Source organism: Streptosporangium becharense, from assembly GCF_014204985.1.
Lineage (GTDB): Bacteria > Actinomycetota > Actinomycetes > Streptosporangiales > Streptosporangiaceae > Streptosporangium > Streptosporangium becharense.
Genome location: NZ_JACHMP010000001.1, coordinates 6020898 through 6040462, shown reverse-complemented (window position 1 = coordinate 6040462; position 19565 = coordinate 6020898). Strand labels below are relative to the sequence as shown.

Here is a 19565-nt window from a genome sequence, read left to right as displayed (position 1 = left end):
GAGGCGTCCGGCAGGTCTGCCACGGGGTCTGACATCGTCTCCCTCCGGGGAGTGGGCGGGCGCCACGGCGGCCGTCCGGGGCGGAAGGCGTGAGTGTGCCCTCCCCCGTGGGACGAGGAGGGCACACTCACGTGCTCGGGCCACGCCCGGCCGGCCGTCTCTCAGCGGACGGCCGGGCGCGGAGACCGGTGATCTCTCAGAAAGTCCGGTGGCACATGGTCTGGCCGCTGCAGGTGCCGGTGTGCAGACCGCAGGTCATGTCACAGACCTGGAGCTTGGTCTCCTCGGTGGCGGGGAGCATGTCCAGGGTGTTGATGTCGAGTTCCATGGTGTTCTTCCTTTCTTGTAACCGGGTGGTGTGAGACCGCCGGCCATGCGCGGGGCGAGCCCCGTGCGCGGCGGCCTCAGGCGACCCGTCCCGGGTGGGCACCCGGGACGGGAGATCAGATCACCGGGGTTCCGGCGGTGCGGGTGGTCCGGTGTGCAGGAAGGCGACGACGCGGTCGAGGACGAGGTGCCCGCCGTCCTCCGAGAGCGGGTCGTGGCCGCCGGGGGCCTCCAGGTAGGTCAGGTCGACGCCGTCGCGGTGCCCGCTCGCGCGCAGCCGGTCGCGCAGGCGCCGGGAGTGGGCGACCGGGATGATCAGGTCCTGTTCGCCGTGCACGACCAGCAGCGGCAGCCGCATCCGGGGTGCCAGGCGCAGCAGGTCGCGGGGGCCGAGCTCGTCGTCGATGGCCGCGCACCCGCCGAGCCGGTCGATCAGGTTGCGCACCGACTGCGGCCCGTCGGCGTACAGCGCCGGTCCGGACAGGAACGGGGCGACCACCGCGGCGCGCGACCACAGGCCGGCCTGCGCGGCCGCGGCCAGCAGCGCCAGGTGCGCGCCGTAGCTGACGCCGTACAGTGCCGGCCGCTCGCGGCCGGGCCCACGTGTCGCGGTCAGGGTGCGACCCAGGTGCAGCACGTCGTCCAGGTCCGGGCCGCCCCAGGCGCCGCGGATGGCGTCACGGTGCGCGGTTCCATAGCCGGTGCTGCCTCGCTGGTTGGGTGCCACCACCGCGATGCCGGCCGCGGCCAGACGCTGGAACAGCGGGTCGAAGCCGAGCTGCCAGGCGGCGTCGGGGCCGCCGTGCAGGGCCAGCACCACCTGTGGGCTGGTCGCGGGGTCGCCGTAGACGACGGCTTCGATGTCTCCGGCCGGGCCGTCGAAGGTGTGCGCGCGGGCCGGTGCCCACCCTGCCGGAGAGCGGCCGGGAGCGAGCGGGACACCGGGCCGGACCGGACCGGCGAGGGTGATCACCCCCAGTGGGTGATCCGGTGTGCTGTGCACCAGGTGCAGGCCGGTCGCGTTCCAGCGCGCGACCGGGTACAGCACCCCGGCCGCCAGGTCGATCTCGGTGATGGTGTCGTCGGCCAGGTCGTGGACGAGCAGATGGCAGCGGGTGCCGCGGGTGACCGACAGGGCCAGGCGCCGCCCGGCGGGGTCCAGCGCCAGCGGCGCCACGGTGCCCTCGATCGCGTTCAGCCGCGCGGGGAAGACGGTGGGGCCCTCGTCGTCGCGGTGCCGGACCCCGAGCCGATGGGCGCCGTCGCGCGTCGCGACGGTGAGCAGCACCCCGGTGCGAGGCGCGGCGGCCAGCAGGTGTTCACCGGCGGCCGGCCCGCGCAGTGGGGTGACGGTGCCCCGCGCCAGGTCCAGGACCATGGTGGCGGCCTCCGGCCCACGGCCGGTCAGCGCCAGGCGGTCACCGGTCTCGTCCAGCCAGATTCTGCCGGTGACCGGACCGGGCACCTCGGCGGCGACCTCGGGCGGTTCGAGGTGCCCGGACAGGCGCCAGACAGCGGTGACCTGGTCGGCGCCGGTCCTGAAGGCCACGGCGGCCGTTCCCCGCGCCGGCCCGGCGGCGAGTGTCAGCTCGCCGCCGCGTACGGCGGCCAGCCGGTGCTCCTCGACGCCCCCGTCACCGTCTGCGTCCGGCCCGGGGACGGCCACGACCAGCTGGTGGATGCCTCCGTCCAGGTGGCGCAGCAGCAGCAGGCGGCCGTCGTCGGTGGGGAGAGGCGTCGTCCACGGGCTCTCACCATCGTGGGTGGGCAGGATCCGGGGCCGGGGTGTGCCCCCGGTGAGGTCCCACAGTTCCGGGGCGAGAAGGTGCGGGCCGCGACCGGCCAGGCAGGAGGCGTACCGGCCACGGCCGGAGAAGCGGACGTTGATCCGCCGGACGAACTCGGGGTGCCCGGTTCCCATCGGGGAGGGGCGTGGGCTCACCGTGCCCGGGGCCGTGACGGGACTCATCGCGCCGCTCCGGCGGCCGGGGCACCCATGTGGTCGCCGTCGTGCGTCTCGGCCATCCAGGAGCGTGGTCCGCCGTGGCGCAGCCGGTGCAGGAAGTCCAGCACCCCGGCCAGGCCGGTGTTCCAGCCGACGGCCGTCTCGGTGCCGTTCTCGTCCGGCACCACCAGCAGCCCGTCGCGGACCACCGCGCGTGCCCACAGGAGGGCCGCCAGTTCCGTGGCCTGTTCCCGGTAGACCGGCTCGCCCAGCAGGTCGGCCATGTCCAGCAGGAACTGCCCGTCACCGGCCAGTCCGTGGCAGGCCGCGGTGCCCGAGCCCAGACGGTGTGCGTGCACGGTGATCGCGGCGGCCTCGGCCGCCTCCCGGAACCGCGGGTCGCCGGTGGCCGCGTACAGCCGGACCAGGAACGTGCCGACCCCGGAGGAGCCGCTGCACCAGTGCGGCATCCGGGCCTTGCCCGCCGGCCCGTCCGCCCACCAGGCGGCGCCGCCGTCGCGGTACTCGGCGGCGTCCAGCAGGGTGTCACCGGCGGCCAGCGCGGTCTCCAGGCAGTCGTCGCGGTCCAACGCGACGCCCGCGGCCAGCAGGGCGGCGCCGATCCCGGCGACGCCGTGCGCGAAGCCGTAATGCACCACCCCCGCCAGCGCGGAGTCGAAATCGGCGGGGACGGGCCACAGCACCGTCTCCGGAGTGCGCTGGGCGGCCTTCAGCAGCTCGTCGGCGCACGCCCCGGCCCGTTCGCGGAAGCGGGCGTCACCGGTGGCCCGCCAGAAGTGCAGCAGCGCCAGTTCCGTCCCGGCCAGACCGTGGCACACGTCGGGATTCGGCCAGCTCGTCGGCAGTTCCAGCGCCAGCTCGACGCCCGCGGTGCGCAGAGCCGTGTCGTCGAGCGCGCGGCCGGCCTCGTACAGGGCCCAGGCGATGCCGGCCCGGCCGAAGTACAGCCCCGGTGACGGCCGGTGCTCATCGGCCACGCGACGCGCCGTCCAGCCCGCCACGTCCCGCAGACCCGCCACCAGATCGGCGCGCGACTCCTGCGGGAGGTCCGTTTCCGGTGGGGTGGATCCCGCCGGCCGCACCAGCGAGGCGAACAGCGTGAGCACCCCGGCCGAGCCGTGCTGGACCGCGCACGGGTCGGCGGTCGCGCCGAACCCTTGCACGGGCCACAACGTCCCCCGCGCCGAGGGGTCGGCGAGCGCGGCCCGCGACATCGTCCGCAACACGTGGGTGAGCCCGTCCCGCAACAGGCGATCCCGCTCGTCCGGGCCCAGGCGGTAACCGTCCGCGGCGGCGAGGGAGGCCGGGGGCCCGGCGGCCACGCCGTCCAGGAACTCCCGCACCCGCCGCAGCTCCCAGCGCCGAGCGGGATCCTCCCGCATCAGCCCCAGGATCATCGGTGCCAGCGCGGTGGCCACCGGATCACCCTCGGCGGCCACGCTCACCAGCGTGCGCACCCGCGAATCCCACGATCGCGTCCCGTCCGGCCGGTCCTCGGCCAGCATCGGATGGCACCCGGTGGCCAGGTAGAACACCGTGGCCCCCAGCGCGTACAGATCGGCCTCCGCGCCGGGCGCCGGTGCGTGAACGGCGCTGCGCGTCTGCTCGGGCGGGGCGTATCCGGGGGTGAAGGCCCGCGACACCGCGACACCGGGCCTGGTGGCCATCTCCAGGTCGATCAGCCGGCAGTCGTCGTCGGCGGTGACGATGACGTTGTTCGGCGTCAGATCCCGCAGCACGTACCCCTGCTCGTGCACCGCCGCCACCAGCGCGGTCAACCGCCGCGCCAGGCCCGTCACCGCACCGTGCCAGTGCCGGTCCGCCCGGATGGGCCGCCGCTCGCCGACCCAGTTGCCGAGCACGGTCCCGGCCAGGTGCTCCTGCGCCAGGAACACGTTGCCGTCGGTCTCGAACAGCGCCACCTTGGCCGCGGTGACCCCCAGGGGGGCGAAGGTCTCCAGCATGCGGGCCTCGTGGCGCAGCAGGTCGCGTCCGTCCCGGCCGTCCAGGGCGGCGTCCAGGTGCGGGCGGGCCCGCTTGATCACCACCTCGGCGCCGGTCACCTGGTCCTCGGCCAGGAACACCCCGCCCTTGGCGCCGTGCCGGATCGCCTGGCGGACCACGAACCGGTCGGCCAGCAGCACCGCCTGCGGCGCGACCGTGCGCGCCGGGGCCTGCCCCGACTCGAACGGGCAGGGTGCCCAGGCCGGCGGGGTGTACCAGGCGTTGCGCTCGTCGCTCACCCGGGTGCCGTCCGGCGCGGTCAGCCGCGAGGCGTAGGAGCCGTCGTTGTCCAGTTCGCTGGGGGCGGAGAACACCCCGAACCGGTAGTGCACCAGGCTGCCGGGCTTGTAGACGCGGTCGGACAGGATCGGCGGGCCGGGCAGCCCATAGGTGGCCTGATGCAGCTCCTCGGCCAGCGCCACCGCGGTCTCGTCGTCGGGCGGGTAGACGGTGATGAACTTGCCCACCGACCCGCGGTCCTGGACGCGCGAGACGAGCCCGCCGAGGTCGTTCAGGGTGGCGGCGAACTTGAACGGGCACCGGCGGCGGACCAGCACTTCGGCCGCCCGCGCCAGCACCACCGGCGCCGACAGCGGCGTCGCCGAGACGTGGAGTTTCCAGCCCTGGGCCCGCCTCACCGCGTCCGGCGGGGTCACGTACGTCCACGGAGTGCCGGGACGGATCTCCCAGCCGGCGGTGATCTCCCTTCCGGAGGAGACCGGCCCGTCACCGCCGGACACCGCGTCCCCGTCCGTGTCGCCTTCCCCGTCCGTGTCAGCGCTCTCCCGGCTCGCCACCCGTTGCAGGGTCGTGCGGGCGATGTCCTCCAGCAGGTGACGGTTCACGCCGTGCCACTCGCGCTCTTCCACACTCCGTACACCCACGTCCCGAAGCCCTTTCCTGTGCCCGACACCGGCCCGCGCCGAACCGGGGCACCGGGCGATCAGTCGAATCGCCTCCGGCCCTTCGGGACGGCCCACACCTGGAACCGTGATCCGCAGGAGGTTTTCCGGCGTGATCTCGATCCGCACACAGAATCAACGCAACCTCTAGCGACCTGCCAGGATTCTCTAGGGGCCGGGGAACCGGCGGCTTGCGGCGTGCTAGGAACCCCGTTTTCGGAGGGGCCGTTGACGCGTCATCGCTCCTGGTGGCGACGGCCGGCGCGGCTTCGCCGCGACAGCGATCACGCAGGCGCCGCCGGAGGGATGAGCAGGCCGTCACCGGAGAGGGAAGAGCCCGCCCCGGTGACGGCGGCCGCCGGCTTGGAACGCCCGGACCGCTTCGGCGGACCGCCGGATCGGGCCGGTCAGACCTTCGTGACGCCGAGAACGGACACCAGGTCGTCGAGACCGTCGACGACGTGGTCGGCGCCGGCGGCCTCGGGCCGGAGCGCGTGGAGGTACCCCCAGGGACCCCGGCGGATCAGAGCGGTGCGCATGCCCGCCGCGCGCGCGGGAAGGACGTCGTTGTCGAGCCGGTCGCCCACGTAGAGGATGTCGCCGGGTTCCCGCCCCGTCACCTCGACGACCCTGGCGAAGAACGCGGGGGCGGGCTTGGCCACCCCCCAGCCGTCCGAGGTGTGGATCGCGTCGACGGGCAGGTCCATCGCGGCGAGCGCGTCGTAGGCCTGCGGCGGCTGGTTGCCCGCGATGACCAGCTCGTAGCCGAGGTCCCGCAGCGCGGCCAGGCAGGGCCGCACGTCCGGGTAGAGATCGTCGGCGTCGAAGTTCACCCGGAGCCCGTCCGGATCGTCGCGCTTCCACGCCTCCTGCTCCGCCTCGACGTCGAAACCGGGCCTGAGCAGCTGGAACGCCTCCTCGAACGACTGACCGAGGGCCGCCATGCCGCCGAGGACGCCGAGCATGGTGAACCGGGGGACGCCCAGCCGGTCGGCCCAGCGCGACCAGATCCGCGTCTCGTCGATCAGCGTCTCGCCCACGTCGAACACCAGCGTCCGGACCACGCTTCCCTCCCCCTCCACACCCCGAGTGCGAGCCCACCGATCGTAGTCCGGCACCCCCGGGACGGCATCACGCGGGGCGGCGTCACGCGGAGCGGTGCCACGCGGGGTGACGCGCCACCGCATGACGGGGGAGCCACCGGCCTCCGGCGGTGATCCATAACCACCGCGCATTTCCGCGTCGAACAGTGGAACCCCGTGGAACACTGAGAGTACTTACGTGGACACGAAGGGACACGGGTCGATGGTGATGACAGCGCCAGAACGCTCCGCTCAGCACACCGCCGCAGACGACCGCTCGCTACCGCGCACACCGAGAGAGATCTTCGAGTCCCTCCCCCCCAACCCGCGCCTTCGCGCCGAGATCATCGACGGGAACCTCATAGTGAGTCCTTCAGGCCTTCCCCAGCACGGCCGCGTGGCCATGCGCCTTGCCTTCGCCCTGCTTCCCCTCCTGGAGGAGAATGGCTGGGAAAGCTTTACCGGAAATGTCGACATCTGCATCGAGGGGCCACGCGACACCGTGGTCCCCGACTACTGCCTGCTCCCCCTGAACGCCCCGCTCTGGGGCGACCGGGAGATCCTCTCCTCCGCGTTGATCATGGTGGCCGAGGTCGTCTCACCCGGCAGCCAGGAGATGGACCGCGTCACCAAGCCCAGGCTCTACGCGGGGTGCCGCATCCCGGTCATGCTCCTGATCGACCCCGTCGCCTCCCCAGCGGCCGTGACCGTCTTCAGCGACCCCGAGGACGGCGAGTACCGGACCACGACCCGGACCGAGGCGGGCAAGCCCCTCCGCCTTCCCTCCCCCGTCGACTTCGACCTGGACACCTCGATCTTCCTGTAGGTTCGCCTGCCCGGTGAAGCCCCGACGGGCTCAGAGCCGCTCCATGGCCTTGCGGATGCGCTTCTCGGAGATCGAGTACGGGGTGCCGAGGGTCTGGGCGAAGAAGCTGACCCTGAGCTCCTCGATCATCCAGCGGATCTCCTTGACGTCGTCGCCGGAGCGCCGGGCCGGGGGGAGTTTCTCGACCAGCTCGTGATAGTCGTCCTCGATGTCGTGGATCGTGCGCATCCGCTCCCCGTCGCGGAACGGGTCGTCGGCGATCTTCTCCAGCCGCCGTTCGACCCCCTTGAGGTAGCGGAGCAGGTCGGGCAGGCGCCGGTGACCGGTCTCGGTGACGAACCCCGGGTAGACGAGGTTGCCGACCTGGTCGCGGACGTCCTCGATCGCGGGGGTGGAGCGCGCGTCGGCCAGCAGGGTCGAGACGGTGTGCCAGACCTTGAGGATGTCCTCGACCCGGGAGACCACCTCCGCGGTGGTGTCGAACAGCTCGGCACGGACCTTGTCGTGCAGGGCGGTGAAGGCGGGGCCGTCCCAGACCGGCCCGCCGTAGTCGGTGATGAGCTTGTCGGCGGCGCAGGCGATGCAGTCGTCGAACAGGGCGACGGCCCCGGCGTGCGGGCTGCGGCTCAGCGCGAGCTTCGACTGGTTGCCCAGGCGGCCGAGCACCCACTTGGCCGGGGACGGGATGTTGAGCAGCAGCAGCCTGCGGGTGCCCTCCCACATGGCCCGGCGCTGCTCCGCCTCGGTCTCGTACATCCGCACGGCCACCGAGGACCCCTCGTCGACGAGAGCCGGGTACGCCTTCATCCGGCGCTGCTCGAACGTCTTGGGCAGCTCCCCCAGACTCCACGAGGTGAGGCCGGACCTCTCCAGCCCGTCGGCGGCCCGGGAGAGGGTCTGGCGGAGCTTGGGGGCGAGCCGCCGTTTGAGCTCGGCCAGGTCCTTGCTCTCGGCCAGCTTGTGCTTGCGTCCGTCGACGACCCGGAAGGTGATCTTCAGGTGGTCGGGGACCAGGTCGGGCTGCCACGCCTCGCGCGGCACCTGGACGCCGGTGAGGTTGAGCAGCTCACGCTCCAGCACCGCCAGCAGCGGCTCCTGGGTGGGCTGGGCCCGCTGGAGGACCTGCTTGGCGAAGTTGGGGGCGGGCACGAAGTTGCGCCGGATGTTCTTGGGCAGGCTGCGGATCAGCGCGGTGAGCAGTTCCTCACGCAGGCCGGGGATCTGCCAGTCGAAGCCCTCGACGTTGACCTGGTTGAGCAGCGAGAGCGGGATGTGCGCGGTGACACCGTCGGCGTCGGTGCCGGGTTCGAACTGGTACGTCAGCGGGAAGCGCAGGCCGCCCTGCCGCCACACGTCGGGGTAGTCGCGGTGGCTGACGTCGCCCGCCGACTCGCTGATCAGCATCGATTTCTCGAAGCTCAGCAGGTCGGGCGACTCCTGCCTGGCCTTCTTCCACCAGGAGTCGAAGTGGCGCCCGGAGACGACGTCCGCCGGGATCCGCTGGTCGTAGAAGTCGAAGAGCGTCTCGTCGTCGACGAGGATGTCGCGGCGGCGGGCCCGCTCCTCCAGTTCCTCGACCTCTTCGAGCAGCCTGCGGTTCTCCTTGAAGAACGCGTGGTGGGTCTCCCAGTCGCCCTCGACCAGGGCGTGCCGGATGAACAGCTCCCGGCTCAGCTCCGGGTCGATGCGGCCGTAGTTGACCTTGCGCTGGACCACGATCGGCACCCCGTACAGGGTGACCTTCTCATAGCCCATCACCGCACCCTGCTTGCGTTCCCAGTGGGGTTCGGAGTAGGTGCGTTTGACGAGGTGCTGGGCGAGCGGCTCGACCCATTCGGGCTCGATCTTGGCGTTGACCCGGGCCCAGAGCCGGGAGGTCTCCACCAGCTCGGCGGACATCACCCAGAGCGGCTGCTTCTTGGCGAGCGCCGACCCGGGGAAGATCGCGAAGCGGGCGTTGCGGGCACCGATGTACTCGGTGACGGGACGGCGGGGGCCGTCGTTCGTCGTCTTGCGGTCGATGTCCTTGACCCCGATGTGGGACAGCAGGCCCGACAGCAGCGAGGCGTGGATCTTCTGCTCGTCGCCGGGGACGCTGTTGAGCGTGACGCCCAGCGACTTCGACATCTGCCGGAGCTGGCTGTAGACGTCCTGCCATTCGCGGACGCGCAGGTAGTTGAGGAACTCGGCCTTGCACAACCGCCGGAACGCGCTGGAGGAGAGCTCCTTCTGCTGTTCCTGCAGGTAGTTCCACAGGTTCAGGTACGACAGGAAGTCGGACTCCTTGTCGGCGAAGCGGCGGTGCTTCTCGTCGGCCGCCTGCTGCTTGTCGACCGGACGCTCACGCGGATCCTGGATCGACAGGGCGGCGGCGATGACCATGACCTCCCGCACGCACCCGTTGTGGTCGGCCTCCAGCACCATGCGGGCCAGGCGCGGGTCGACCGGGAGCCCGGCCAGCTTGCGGCCCAGCGGGGTCATCTGCCTGGCCTGGTCGAAGGCGCCCAGCTCCTGGAGCAGGTCGTAGCCGTCCTTGACCTGGCGCTGGTCCGGCGGCTCGACGAACGGGAAGGCCCCGACGTCGCCCAGGCCGATCGAGGTCATCTGCAGGATGACCGAGGCGAGGTTGGTGCGCAGGATCTCCGGGTCGGTGAACTCCGGCCGGGTGAGGAAGTCGTCCTCCTCGTACAGCCGGATGCACACGCCCTCGGAGACGCGGCCGCAGCGGCCCTTGCGCTGGTTGGCCGACGCCTGGGAGATGGCCTCGATGGGCAGCCGCTGAACCTTGGTGCGGTGGCTGTAGCGCGAGATGCGGGCGAAGCCGGGGTCGATGACGTATTTGATGCCGGGCACGGTCAGCGAGGTCTCGGCCACGTTGGTGGCCAGCACGACCCGGCGGCCGGTGTGCCGCTGGAAGACCCTGTGCTGCTCGGCGGCCGACAACCGCGCGTACAGCGGGAGGATCTCGGCGTCCTTGCGCTTGGACAGCGCGTCGGCGGTGTCGCGGATCTCCCGTTCTCCGCTGAGGAAGACCAGGATGTCGCCGGGGCCCTCGGCGCACAGCTCGTCGACGGCGTCGCTGATCGCCTGGATCTGGTCGTCGTCCTCGGCGACCGGCCGGTAGCGCACCTCGACCGGGTACGTCCGGCCGGAGACCTCCACGATGGGGGCACCGCCGAAGTGCTCGGAGAAGCGCTCGGGGTCGATGGTCGCCGAGGTGATGACGACCTTCAGGTCGGGGCGGCGCGGGAGCAGCTGTTTGAGGTAGCCCAGGATGAAGTCGATGTTGAGGCTGCGTTCGTGCGCCTCGTCGATGATCAGCGTGTCGTACTGGGCGAGGTCGCGGTCGTTCTGCAGCTCGGCCAGCAGGATGCCGTCCGTCATGACCTTGACGAGCGTGCCGTCGCTCACCTGGTCGGTGAAGCGGACCTTGTAGCCCACGGCGTCGCCCAGCGGGGTGTCGAGCTCCTCGGCGACACGCTCGGCGACGGTCCGGGCGGCGATGCGGCGGGGCTGGGTGTGCCCGATCAGGCCCCGCACCCCCCGCCCCAGCTCCAGGCAGATCTTCGGCAGCTGCGTGGTCTTGCCGGAGCCGGTCTCACCGGCGACGATCACGACCTGGTTGTCGCGGATCGCCTCCAGGATGTCGTCCTTGCGCTGGCTGACCGGCAGCGCCTCCGGGTAGCTGATCGCGGGCACGCCGGCCCGGCGTGCGGCGACCCGCTGCTCGGCGCGCTCGATGTCGGAGGCGATCTCCGTGGCGATCTTCTGCTGCGCGGCGCGGTTCCTGACCTTGCGGGCACCGTCGAGCCTGCGGCGCAGCCGCCGCTCGTCGCGGACGGTGAGGTCGGGCAGACGAGCGTGCAGGTCGGCGAGCGGAGATGTCAAAGGAGGCGTTCCCATACTGGACCCAGGATACTTTCGGCCCCCAACTCCGGGACCAACAGTCCATGCTGCCCCGGAGAACGTGCCGGCGCATCCCAATATCCCGCCGCCCGGCCTCTCCCGGCGGCCCGGCGCGCACGACGAGGCCCCACCGCCCCCGGGGATCGGGGCGGCGGGGCCGGGGTTCCGGGCCGGGGGTTCCGGACCGGGGACGGCGGGCCAGGATGTTCCGGGCCCGGGGGGTGGTCACGTCCGGGCCCGGGGAGGGCCACGGAGGCGGCTCTCCCCGGACGGTCATCGGACGGGGACCTCAGGCGGTCACTGGACGGGCGGGTAGGCGTTCTTCAGGAGCTCGCGGAACTGGGCGGAGAACCACTGGCCGGAGATGGGCGCGTCGGGCAGGGCACCGCTCATGTTGTACTTGTTGCGCTCGTTGCCGGTGTAGGTCGGGTCGCACATCCGGTCGAAGCCCTTGCCCTCGTTGTTCGGGATCTCCTTGCTGGAGCCGTCGGACTCGCCCGGAGGCTTGATCCAGACGTAGGCGTCCAGCCCGGGGGCGGGGTTGGCCTGCGGACGCTCACCGAGGCCGGCGCCGCTCTGGTTGCACCAGTTGCCGGCGTGGATGCGGCGGTCGACGCGGGACTGGTCGACGAAGGTGTCGACGTTGGTGGAGGTGCTGGCCTGGGTCGGCCGCGCGGTGCCGCCCCAGCCGTTGCGGGAGGTGTCGATCAGCATTCCGATGGTGCTCTTGAAGCCCTTCCTGATGAGCTCCTGCCGGAACGCCTGGGCGAAGGAGAGCTCGTCGACGTAGAAGTTCCAGTCGAGCCACTTGGACTGCCGGACCGTCGTGCCGTTGACGGTGGTGCCGATGGAGAAGAAGGGCTCCCTCAGCGCGGAGTAGTTGGCGGTGTTGGTGATGAAGCCGTCGACGCTGTCGAAGCCCTTGGCGGTGCCGGCGACGGTGCTGGCGAACAGGTCGGCGGTGGGGCCGAAGTTGGTGTCCCAGCCGATCCAGCCGTGGTGGGCGGCGTCGACGTAGGTGTAGACGTTCTTGATCGCGTGCAGCTTGTCCAGGGCGTAGCGGATGCCGTCGACGTAGGCGCCGGTGCTCTTGGCCTCCTGGCACTTGGGCACGTTGAGGTTGGTGATCAGGTTGGGCAGCGAGTCGATCTCGACGACCGTCACGATGCGCAGGGCCGAGTACTTCGGATCCTTCATGATCTCGGCGATCGGGTCGATGTACTCGTTCTTGTAGCGGTTCAGGCCGTTCTGGGCGATGAGCAGCTCTCCGTTGGAGGCCAGCGCCGAGCAGTCGCGGTTGGGCAGGTTGTAGATGACGAACTGGATCGTCAGTGGCTTGCCGCCGTTGGCGGCGTCCTGCTTCAGGGCCTCTTCGAGGTGCGCGCGCAGGCCCATGGCCGAGGAGCTGCCCTGGATCGCGGCGATGCGGTCCAGCCACACGCCGGTGGAGATGTCGGCGACCGCGTCACCGCCGGGCTCGGCGGCGGCCTTGGCCGACCAGTTGGGGTTGACGTAGCCGGTGGCACCCTCGTACGGGTTGTCGACGTGCTCGACGGGCGGCGGGGTGCCGTCGTCGTCAGCCTCGGTCGCGGTGACGGAGACACCGGTGTGACCGGTGGCGGCGGCGGCGATGGTGGCCGTGCCGTCGGCCTCGTCTGCGTCCTGAGCCGCCGACACCGCCACGTTCTGCGCCGTGTTCCAGTTGTCCGCGGTGAAGGTCAGCGTGGCGGGCGCGATGGTGAGGTCGGCGTCACCCGTCTTGGTCAGGTTGACCGTGACGTTGCCGCTCGGCGCCTTGCTGAGCTTGTAACCGACCGTCTTCGAGCCGCCCTCGGGGACGCTGACGGAGGTCGGGGAGGCGATGATCGACGGGGTCCCCCCGCCACCGCCCACGGTGAAGGGGACCTCGGCGCTCTCCTTGCTGAGCACCGGGGAGCCGTTGTCGTAGGCCTTGGCCTTGGCGGTGTGGGAGCCGGACGACAGGCCGGCGGCGGAGTGGGAGTAGGGGGCGGTGGTGTCGGTGTTGACCAGTTCGCCGTCGACGTAGAACTCGACCTTGCTGACCGCGCCGTCGTCACTGGCCGTGGCCGCGAGCGGCACGGCCGCGCCGGCGTCGTAGGAGGCGCCGGAGGCCGGGCTGGTCAGGCTGACCGTGGGGGCCTGGTTGGTGGGGTTCTGTCCGGCGCAGGCCACCCCGTTGACCGTGAAGTCGGTGGGCTTGGGGTTGCTCCCGGTCCACGACCCGTTGAACCCGAGGCCGGCGGACGCCCCGGTGGCCAGGGCACCGTTCCAGTCGAGGTTCTTGGCGGTGACCTTGGTACCCTCCTGGGTCCAGTTCGCCGCCCAGCCCTGCTGGAGCTTCTGCCCGCCGGTGAAGGTGAAGCCCAGGGTCCAGCCGTTGAGGGCGTCACCGAGGTTCTTGACGGTGACGCTGGCGGTGAAGCCGCCCTGCCAGTCGTTGGTCGAGTAGGCGACGTCGCAGGCGACTGCGGCGTGCGCCGTGGCGGCCTGCCCGGTGGCGAGCCCGGCGGCGGCCACCAGCATGGCCGCCGTGGTCGCCGCCCGGTTGCGCCAGGCATGGCGGCGCGGATTGACTCTCATGCGCGATCATCTCCAGGACGAGGGTGGGAGCGCTCCCATAGTCCGGAGGTTTCAAGAGTGTGTACAGCACGTTGCCTGCGGGAGACGTCCTACCGGCGTCCGCCCCGCCTCTGACCTCACCGAACGGGCGGCGAACCCGATGAAAGTTTCAACGACGCCCGTACGCGGTGCCCGGAACTCCGCACGCCGTCCCGAGATACCCGGCCCCGCACCACCCGGACCGAAGACGCATCCTCACCCCGCACCGGGCTCCGCAGCAGGACCGTGCCGGGTCCTACGGCAAGGACCGCACCGGCCCCCGCGCTGGGACCGCGCCGGGCCTCACAGCAGGACCGTGCCGGCCCCCGCGCCGGGCCTCACACCAGGACCGTGCCGGGCCTCACACCAGGAGCATGCCTGGAACCGCGCCGGGGAACCGGACGGCGTCCCGGAAGGGGGCGTCTCCGGAGCGGGCGGGAGAGGCCGGGCGGGGAACCACCCGACCTCTCCCGCTCACCCCGGCCCGGCCGATCGGTCCGCTCAGTCGTCCCGCCCATCGGGCAGGAAGTCAAAGGACCGGTACAGGCCCGCGAAGTCGCCGTAGACGATCAGGTTGTCGTCGTAGGAGTGGCGTTCGAAGTCGTACCTGCCACCGCAGGTCACGACCCTGATGACCGGGTAAGGCGGCGACCGGTAGACCTTCTTCACCGGGAAGGCCGTCTTGCGGACCTGCTGGACCGCCGACACCCGGAAGACCACCACGGTCTCGTCCTCGCGTAGCACGGCCACCGTGTCCCCCCGGCGCACCTGCGAGAGCCGGGCGAAGACCGCGGGCCCGGTCTTGGTGTCGAGATGGCCGATGACGACCGCGGCCCCGTTCTCGCCGGGAGCCGGGCCCATGCGGTCCCAGCCGGCGAGGTTCGCCCGGTGCAGGGGAGGCACCTCCACCTTTCCGTCCAGCTCGGAGCCGACCGGCATGACGGGGGCGTTCACCCCGGCACGCGGCACCACGATCGCCACCGGTTCGGATCTGCCGGGCGGCCGGCCCAGCGGGCTGGGCCAGCCGTTCCTTTCCTGCCCGCCTGCCGTGGCGCTCCCGGCGGACCGTCCGGCACCGGCGGTTCCGGCGGTGGCCCGTCCTGCGGCACCGGCGGTTCCGGTGGCCGGTCCGGTGGTCTCCCCGGAAGCCCGTCCGGTGGCTGCCGCGGCTCCGGCAGGACGTCCGGTGGCTGCCGGGGCTCCGGCGGGCCGGGGCGGGACCGGGGCGACGACCGGCAAGGCGCGGGCCAACCGTGGATCGGCCTGCCTGCCGACGCTCCGGGCACATCCGGAAAGGGAGAGCAGGAGGGCGGCTCCGAGCCCCAGGGCCGTCACGGCTCTGAGATCAGTCACGCCCCGCCGCCCTGCGGCGCCTCACCGCCAGCGCCAGCCCACCGCCGCCGACGAGCGCGACGGCTCCTGCGGCACCCCAGCCGAGCGGCGGGACGGATGTCTCCCCCGGTTCCCCCGCCGCCTCGGCCCCGGCCCGCACCTGGGGACCGCTCCGCGCTCCGCCCGCGTCGGCCCCACCCGGACTGCTCACATCGGCCCCGCCCGGACCGCCCGCCGCGTCGCCCGCCAGCGCCAGACCTCCCCCGCCGGTCTCCGGGCCGTACCCCTCGAAGCCGTACTTCCCCAGGATGTTGAACGTGCCGAACTGTCTGCCGCCGCCGCCCCGGCAGTCGGCCTCGACGCTGTAGGAACCGCCCAGGGCGTCACGGTCGATGTGTGCCCACCCGACCGCGACCCCGAGCCCGTCGTCCTCCAGTTCGACATCCTCCACGAAGCCTTCGGACTCGGCGAAGGCCGGAGCCTCGCACTCGAATACAGTGATCTTGACGGTGGCGCCCGGCTCCGTCCGGTACGGCGAGAGCTGGACCTCTCCGTCCGCTCCCGCCGCCGTCGCCGGACCCGCCGTCACCGCGACCGTGACGGCCGCCGTCGCGGCCGTCACCGCCCACCGGAAAATGACCTCCGTCGGCTGCTTCACGTTTATCCGCCTCCAGCAGATGCGACCTACCTGACGACCGCTATTTACCCAGGCAGAATGGCGTGTCCGCAAAAAGAAGATCAAAACATAAACGGCCTTTCCGGCATTCAACGCATTCGGCGGTTACATTTTGGTGGCCGCCATCGCCGCCCCCACGATGCCCGCCTCGTTGCGCAGGGTGGCGGGCACGATCGGGGTACGGATCTTCAGCAGCGGCAGGAACTTATCGGCCTTCTTGCTCACGCCTCCCCCGATGATGAACAGCGACGGGGAGAACAGCGCCTCGACGTGCTCCAGATACTCCTGCACCTTGCCGGCCCATTCCTCCCAGCTCAGATCGTGAGCCTCGCGGGCGTGGTCGGAGGCGCGCTTCTCGGCTTCCTTACCCCTGATCTCCAGATGGCCGAGCTCGGTGTTGGGCACGAGCTTGCCGTCGACGAGCAGGGCACTACCGATCCCGGTGCCGAAGGTCAGCAGCATCACCACCCCCGGCCGGTCCTTGGCCGCCCCCGCCGCCACCTCGGCCAGACCTGCCGCGTCCGCGTCGTTGAGCACCGTCACCGGCACGCCGGTCACCCCGGTGAACAGCTTCCGCGCGTCGGTACCGATCCAGCGCTTGTCCACGTTGGCGGCCGACCTGGTGACCCCGTCGACCACGATGCCGGGGAAGGTCACCCCGACCGGCCCGTTCCACGCGAAGTTCTTGGTGATCTTCGCCACCACCTCCGCGACGGCCTCCGGACTGGACGGGACGGGCGTGGGGATCCGCAACCGCTCCTGCGTCAGCCGCCCTGTGGCGACGTCCACCGGTGCCCCTTTGATCCCCGACCCGCCGATGTCGATTCCCAGCGCTTCCATGGTTCGCACCTCCTGCCCTGACCCCTTTCCCACGGAGAGGGGGCTGATGCTCCCGGGCGGGCGGTTGGTGCTTCCCGGTGCCGTCATGACAGACCGGGCACGGCCACGCCCCTGGGGTGCACCTCGATTCAACGCCCGCACCCGGGGTCATCAACGTACGTTTCCCCGACGAGGACCAGAAAATCATCCGGAAAAATCCGCAAAACTGAGACGAGGCGTCGCCACGTTGGACGGACGACGCCGCTACCGCTTCACCGGGCCCGTCGAGGCGCGGACCACCAGTTCGGGCTCGAACAGGAGCTCGTCGGCGGAGACCAGCGCCTTGTCGATCTGGGCGACCAGGAGGTCGACGACAGCGCGACCCATCGCGTCGATCGGCTGGCGCAGCGTGGTCAGCGGCGGGTCGGTGCAGTTCATCAGCGCGGAGTCGTCATAGCCGATCACCGAGACGTCGCCGGGCACGCCGAGTCCGGCCCGGCGGGCCGCCCTGATGGCTCCCAGGGCCATCACGTCACTGGCGCAGACGACACCGGTCACGCCCCGTCTCATCAACCGGGCCGCCGCCGCGTGCCCGCCCTCCAGGGAGAACATGGTGTGCTCCACCAGCTCCGGATCGATGTCGGCCGCCTCCAGCTTGCGCCGGGAGGGCACGTGGTCGGGCGGCCCCAGCACCATGCCGATCCGCTCGTGCCCCAGCGACCTCAGGTGCCCGAGCGCCATCTCGGCGGCGGCGGCGTCGTCACAGGAGACCTGCGGGAAGGTCAGGTGCTCCACCGCGGCGTTGACCAGCACGGTCGGCAGACGCCGTTCGAGCAGCAGCCGGTAGTGCTCGTGCGGGGCGTCGGCCTGGGCGAACAGCCCTCCGGCGAACACCACACCGGACACCTGCTGCTGGAGCAGCAGGTCGACGTACTCGGCCTCGGAGACACCACCGAGGGTTCTGGTGCACAGCACGGAGGTGAAACCCTGCTGGGCCAGCGCACCCCCCACCACCTCGGCGAAGGCGGGGAATATCGGATTCTGCAACTCGGGGAGGACGAGCCCGACCAGCCGTGCCCGGTCGCCCCGCAGCTGGGTCGGCCGCTCGTATCCGAGGACGTCCAGCGCGGTGAGCACGGCCTCCCGGGTGGCCTCCGACACCCCGGGCTTCCCGTTGAGCACGCGGCTCACGGTCGCCTCGCTCATGCCGACCTTCTTGGCCACCTCTGCAAGCCGTCGCGTCATGATGAAACTATAAGGCAGGGCAAGTAATTATTTGCGGCTGCTTGCGAAAGTCACCGCAACCCACGCGGACGCCCGGTCACCGCTCCCGGACGTGCCCGGCATCGACATGCAGGTGCCGGGTGGTCTGTACGGCGTCGAGCATCCGCCGGTCGTGGGTGACCAGCAGGAGCGTGCCTGGGTAGGAGGCCAGGGCGGACTCCAGTTGCTCGATCGCGGCCAGGTCCAGGTGGTTGGTCGGCTCGTCGAGGACGAGCAGGTTCACCCCGCGCGCCTGGAGCAGCGCGAGCGCGGCACGTGTCCGCTCCCCCGGCGACAGGGTGACGGCCGGGCGGCCCACGTGCGCCGCGCGCAGCCCGAACTTGGCGAGCAGCGTCCGCACGTCGGCGGGGACCATGCCCGGCGCCGCGGAGCCGAAGGCCTCGGCCAGCGCCTCCTCGCCGAGGAACAGCCCGCGCGCCTGGTCCACCTCTCCGACGACCACGCCGGGCCCGAGCGAGGCGTGCCCGTCCTGGAGCGGAACCCGGCCCAGCAGGGCCGCGAGCAGGGTGGACTTGCCGGAGCCGTTGGCCCCGGTGATCGCCACCCGCTCGGCCCAGCCGATCTGCAGGCTCACCGGGCCGAGGGTGAAGGCGCCGCGCCGGACGACGGCCTCGCGCAGGGTCGCCACGACCGCCCCGGCGCGGGGGGCCACCGCGATCTCCATCCGGAGCTCCCACTCCTTGCGCGGCTCCTCCACCACCTCCAGCCGCTCGATCAGCCGTTCGGTCTGGCGGGCTTTGGCGGCCTGCTTCTCGGTCGTCTCGATCCGGGCGTTACGCCCGATCTTGTCGCCGTCGGTCATCTTGCGCCGCGCGTTCTTGACGCCCTTCTCCATCCAGTTGCGCTGCTTGAGGGCACGGCTCTTGAGCGAGGCGACGGTGTCGGCGTACTCCTCGTACTCCTCCCGGGCGTGCCTGCGGGCGACCTCACGTTCGTTCAGGTACGCCTCGTAGCCGCCGCCGTGCACCCGGACGAGCTGCTGGGCGAGGTCGAGCTCGACGACGCGGTTGACGGTCCTGGCGAGGAACTCCCGGTCGTGGCTGACGAGGACGGTCGCGGCACGCAGGCCGGTGACGAAGCGTTCGAGCCGTTCCAGCCCCTCCAGGTCGAGGTCGTTGGTGGGTTCGTCCAGTAGGAAGACGTCGTAGCGGCTGAGAAGCAGGGACGCCATGCCCGCCCGCGCCGCCTGACCGCCGGAGAGCGCCGTCATCGGCCGGTCGAGCTCGACCGTGAGGCCGAGCTCGGCGACGACCTCGGCGGCCCGTTCCTCCAGGTCGGCACCGCCCAGTGCGAGCCAGCGCTCCAGACTCTCGGCGTAGGCGTCGTCGGCGCCGGGACGCCCCTCGACCAGCCCCTCGGTCGCGGCGTCCAGGGCACGTTGCGCGGCGGCCACCCCGGTACGGCGGGCGAGGAAGGCGGCGACGGTCTCGTCCGCGCTGCGCTCGCGCTCCTGAGGCAGGTAGCCGACCGCGGCCGAGGCGGGACTGAGCCGCACGGAGCCGTGCTCGGGCGACTGCAGGCCGGCGAGGATGCGCATCAGGGTGGACTTCCCCGCCCCGTTCACGCCGACCAGGCCGATCACGTCACCCGGGGCGACGACCAGTTCCAGACCGGAGAACAGTGCCCGGTCGCCGTGCCCTGCGGCGAGATCCTTGGCAACGATGGTGGCGCTCATACCCGAACGCTATCCGTCGGCGATGGCTGCCCGTAACCGATTTATGTCGCTTTTGTCCCCTTATGAGCGGTTTGCCGGACAGGGCACCCCCCTCCCCCTGAAACCATATTCCCGGCAAATCGGACAATTTTAAATTCGAGCAGTCAG

General features: G+C 71.5%; 12 protein-coding genes. 1 reads left to right on the top strand and 11 read right to left on the bottom strand.

The features are described 5' to 3' along the window. Window positions 1-196 precede the first annotated feature (196 nt). The 4 genes from F4562_RS34320 to F4562_RS26545 form a co-directional block, all read right to left on the bottom strand. Window positions 197-328, bottom strand: coding sequence for an ALQxL family class IV lanthipeptide (locus F4562_RS34320; RefSeq protein WP_221207455.1), 132 nt, complete (start codon window positions 326-328; stop codon window positions 197-199). A gap of 120 nt (window positions 329-448) precedes the next feature. Then, window positions 449-2296: an alpha/beta hydrolase family protein gene (locus F4562_RS26555; protein WP_184544592.1), complete on the bottom strand. Its 1848-nt coding sequence runs from the start codon at window positions 2294-2296 to the stop codon at window positions 449-451. Continuing rightward, a complete protein-coding gene (lanL, locus tag F4562_RS26550; protein WP_184544590.1) occupies window positions 2293-5166 on the bottom strand; it encodes a class IV lanthionine synthetase LanL in 2874 nt (957 codons plus the stop codon). The genes F4562_RS26555 and lanL overlap by 4 nt, the downstream gene beginning before the upstream one ends. A 440-nt stretch (window positions 5167-5606) precedes the next feature. After that, window positions 5607-6263 carry an HAD family hydrolase gene (locus F4562_RS26545; RefSeq protein WP_184544588.1) on the bottom strand — a complete coding sequence of 219 codons (657 nt, stop codon included), beginning with the start codon at window positions 6261-6263 and terminating at the stop codon, window positions 5607-5609. Window positions 6264-6504: 241 nt separating this feature from the next. Between F4562_RS26545 and F4562_RS26540 the strand changes: the two genes are divergently transcribed. Continuing rightward, on the top strand, window positions 6505-7107 hold the full coding sequence (locus F4562_RS26540) for a Uma2 family endonuclease (protein WP_184544586.1): 603 nt from the start codon (window positions 6505-6507) through the stop codon (window positions 7105-7107). Between the two features lie 30 nt (window positions 7108-7137). On the opposite strand, the gene hrpA is transcribed toward F4562_RS26540, so the two are convergent. The 7 genes from hrpA to F4562_RS26505 form a co-directional block, all read right to left on the bottom strand. Further along, window positions 7138-11010 (bottom strand): ATP-dependent RNA helicase HrpA, encoded by a 3873-nt coding sequence (gene hrpA / locus F4562_RS26535; RefSeq protein ID WP_184544584.1) that lies wholly within the window; start codon window positions 11008-11010, stop codon window positions 7138-7140. Window positions 11011-11310: 300 nt separating this feature from the next. Next, window positions 11311-13614 carry a glycoside hydrolase family 6 protein gene (locus F4562_RS36725; protein ID WP_184544582.1) on the bottom strand — a complete coding sequence of 768 codons (2304 nt, stop codon included), beginning with the start codon at window positions 13612-13614 and terminating at the stop codon, window positions 11311-11313. Window positions 13615-14133: 519 nt separating this feature from the next. Continuing rightward, a complete protein-coding gene (locus F4562_RS35975; RefSeq protein WP_311734144.1) occupies window positions 14134-14967 on the bottom strand; it encodes a class F sortase in 834 nt (277 codons plus the stop codon). A 10-nt stretch (window positions 14968-14977) separates the two neighbouring features. Continuing rightward, window positions 14978-15622: a hypothetical protein gene (locus F4562_RS26520; protein ID WP_184544580.1), complete on the bottom strand. Its 645-nt coding sequence runs from the start codon at window positions 15620-15622 to the stop codon at window positions 14978-14980. A 123-nt stretch (window positions 15623-15745) separates the two neighbouring features. Next, window positions 15746-16480, bottom strand: coding sequence for a polyphosphate--glucose phosphotransferase (ppgK, locus tag F4562_RS26515; RefSeq protein WP_184544578.1), 735 nt, complete (start codon window positions 16478-16480; stop codon window positions 15746-15748). Window positions 16481-16723: 243 nt separating this feature from the next. Continuing rightward, complete coding sequence (locus tag F4562_RS26510) at window positions 16724-17704, bottom strand: LacI family DNA-binding transcriptional regulator (protein WP_184544576.1); 981 nt, start codon at window positions 17702-17704, stop codon at window positions 16724-16726. A 76-nt stretch (window positions 17705-17780) separates the two neighbouring features. After that, complete coding sequence (locus F4562_RS26505) at window positions 17781-19418, bottom strand: ABC-F family ATP-binding cassette domain-containing protein (RefSeq protein WP_184544574.1); 1638 nt, start codon at window positions 19416-19418, stop codon at window positions 17781-17783. Window positions 19419-19565: the final 147 nt, after the last annotated feature.

Excerpts from the sequence above, each read along its gene's own strand:
- F4562_RS26510 (WP_184544576.1), bottom strand. The coding sequence starts at position 17,704 with ATGACGCGACGGCTTGCAGAGGTGGCCAAGAAGGTCGGCATGAGCGAG.
- F4562_RS36725 (WP_184544582.1), bottom strand. The coding sequence starts at position 13,614 with ATGAGAGTCAATCCGCGCCGCCATGCCTGGCGCAACCGGGCGGCGACC.
- F4562_RS26540 (WP_184544586.1), top strand. The coding sequence starts at position 6,505 with ATGGTGATGACAGCGCCAGAACGCTCCGCTCAGCACACCGCCGCAGAC.
- F4562_RS34320 (WP_221207455.1), bottom strand. The coding sequence starts at position 328 with ATGGAACTCGACATCAACACCCTGGACATGCTCCCCGCCACCGAGGAG.
- ppgK (WP_184544578.1), bottom strand. The coding sequence starts at position 16,480 with ATGGAAGCGCTGGGAATCGACATCGGCGGGTCGGGGATCAAAGGGGCA.
- F4562_RS26555 (WP_184544592.1), bottom strand. The coding sequence starts at position 2,296 with ATGAGTCCCGTCACGGCCCCGGGCACGGTGAGCCCACGCCCCTCCCCG.
- hrpA (WP_184544584.1), bottom strand. The coding sequence starts at position 11,010 with ATGGGAACGCCTCCTTTGACATCTCCGCTCGCCGACCTGCACGCTCGT.
- F4562_RS26505 (WP_184544574.1), bottom strand. The coding sequence starts at position 19,418 with ATGAGCGCCACCATCGTTGCCAAGGATCTCGCCGCAGGGCACGGCGAC.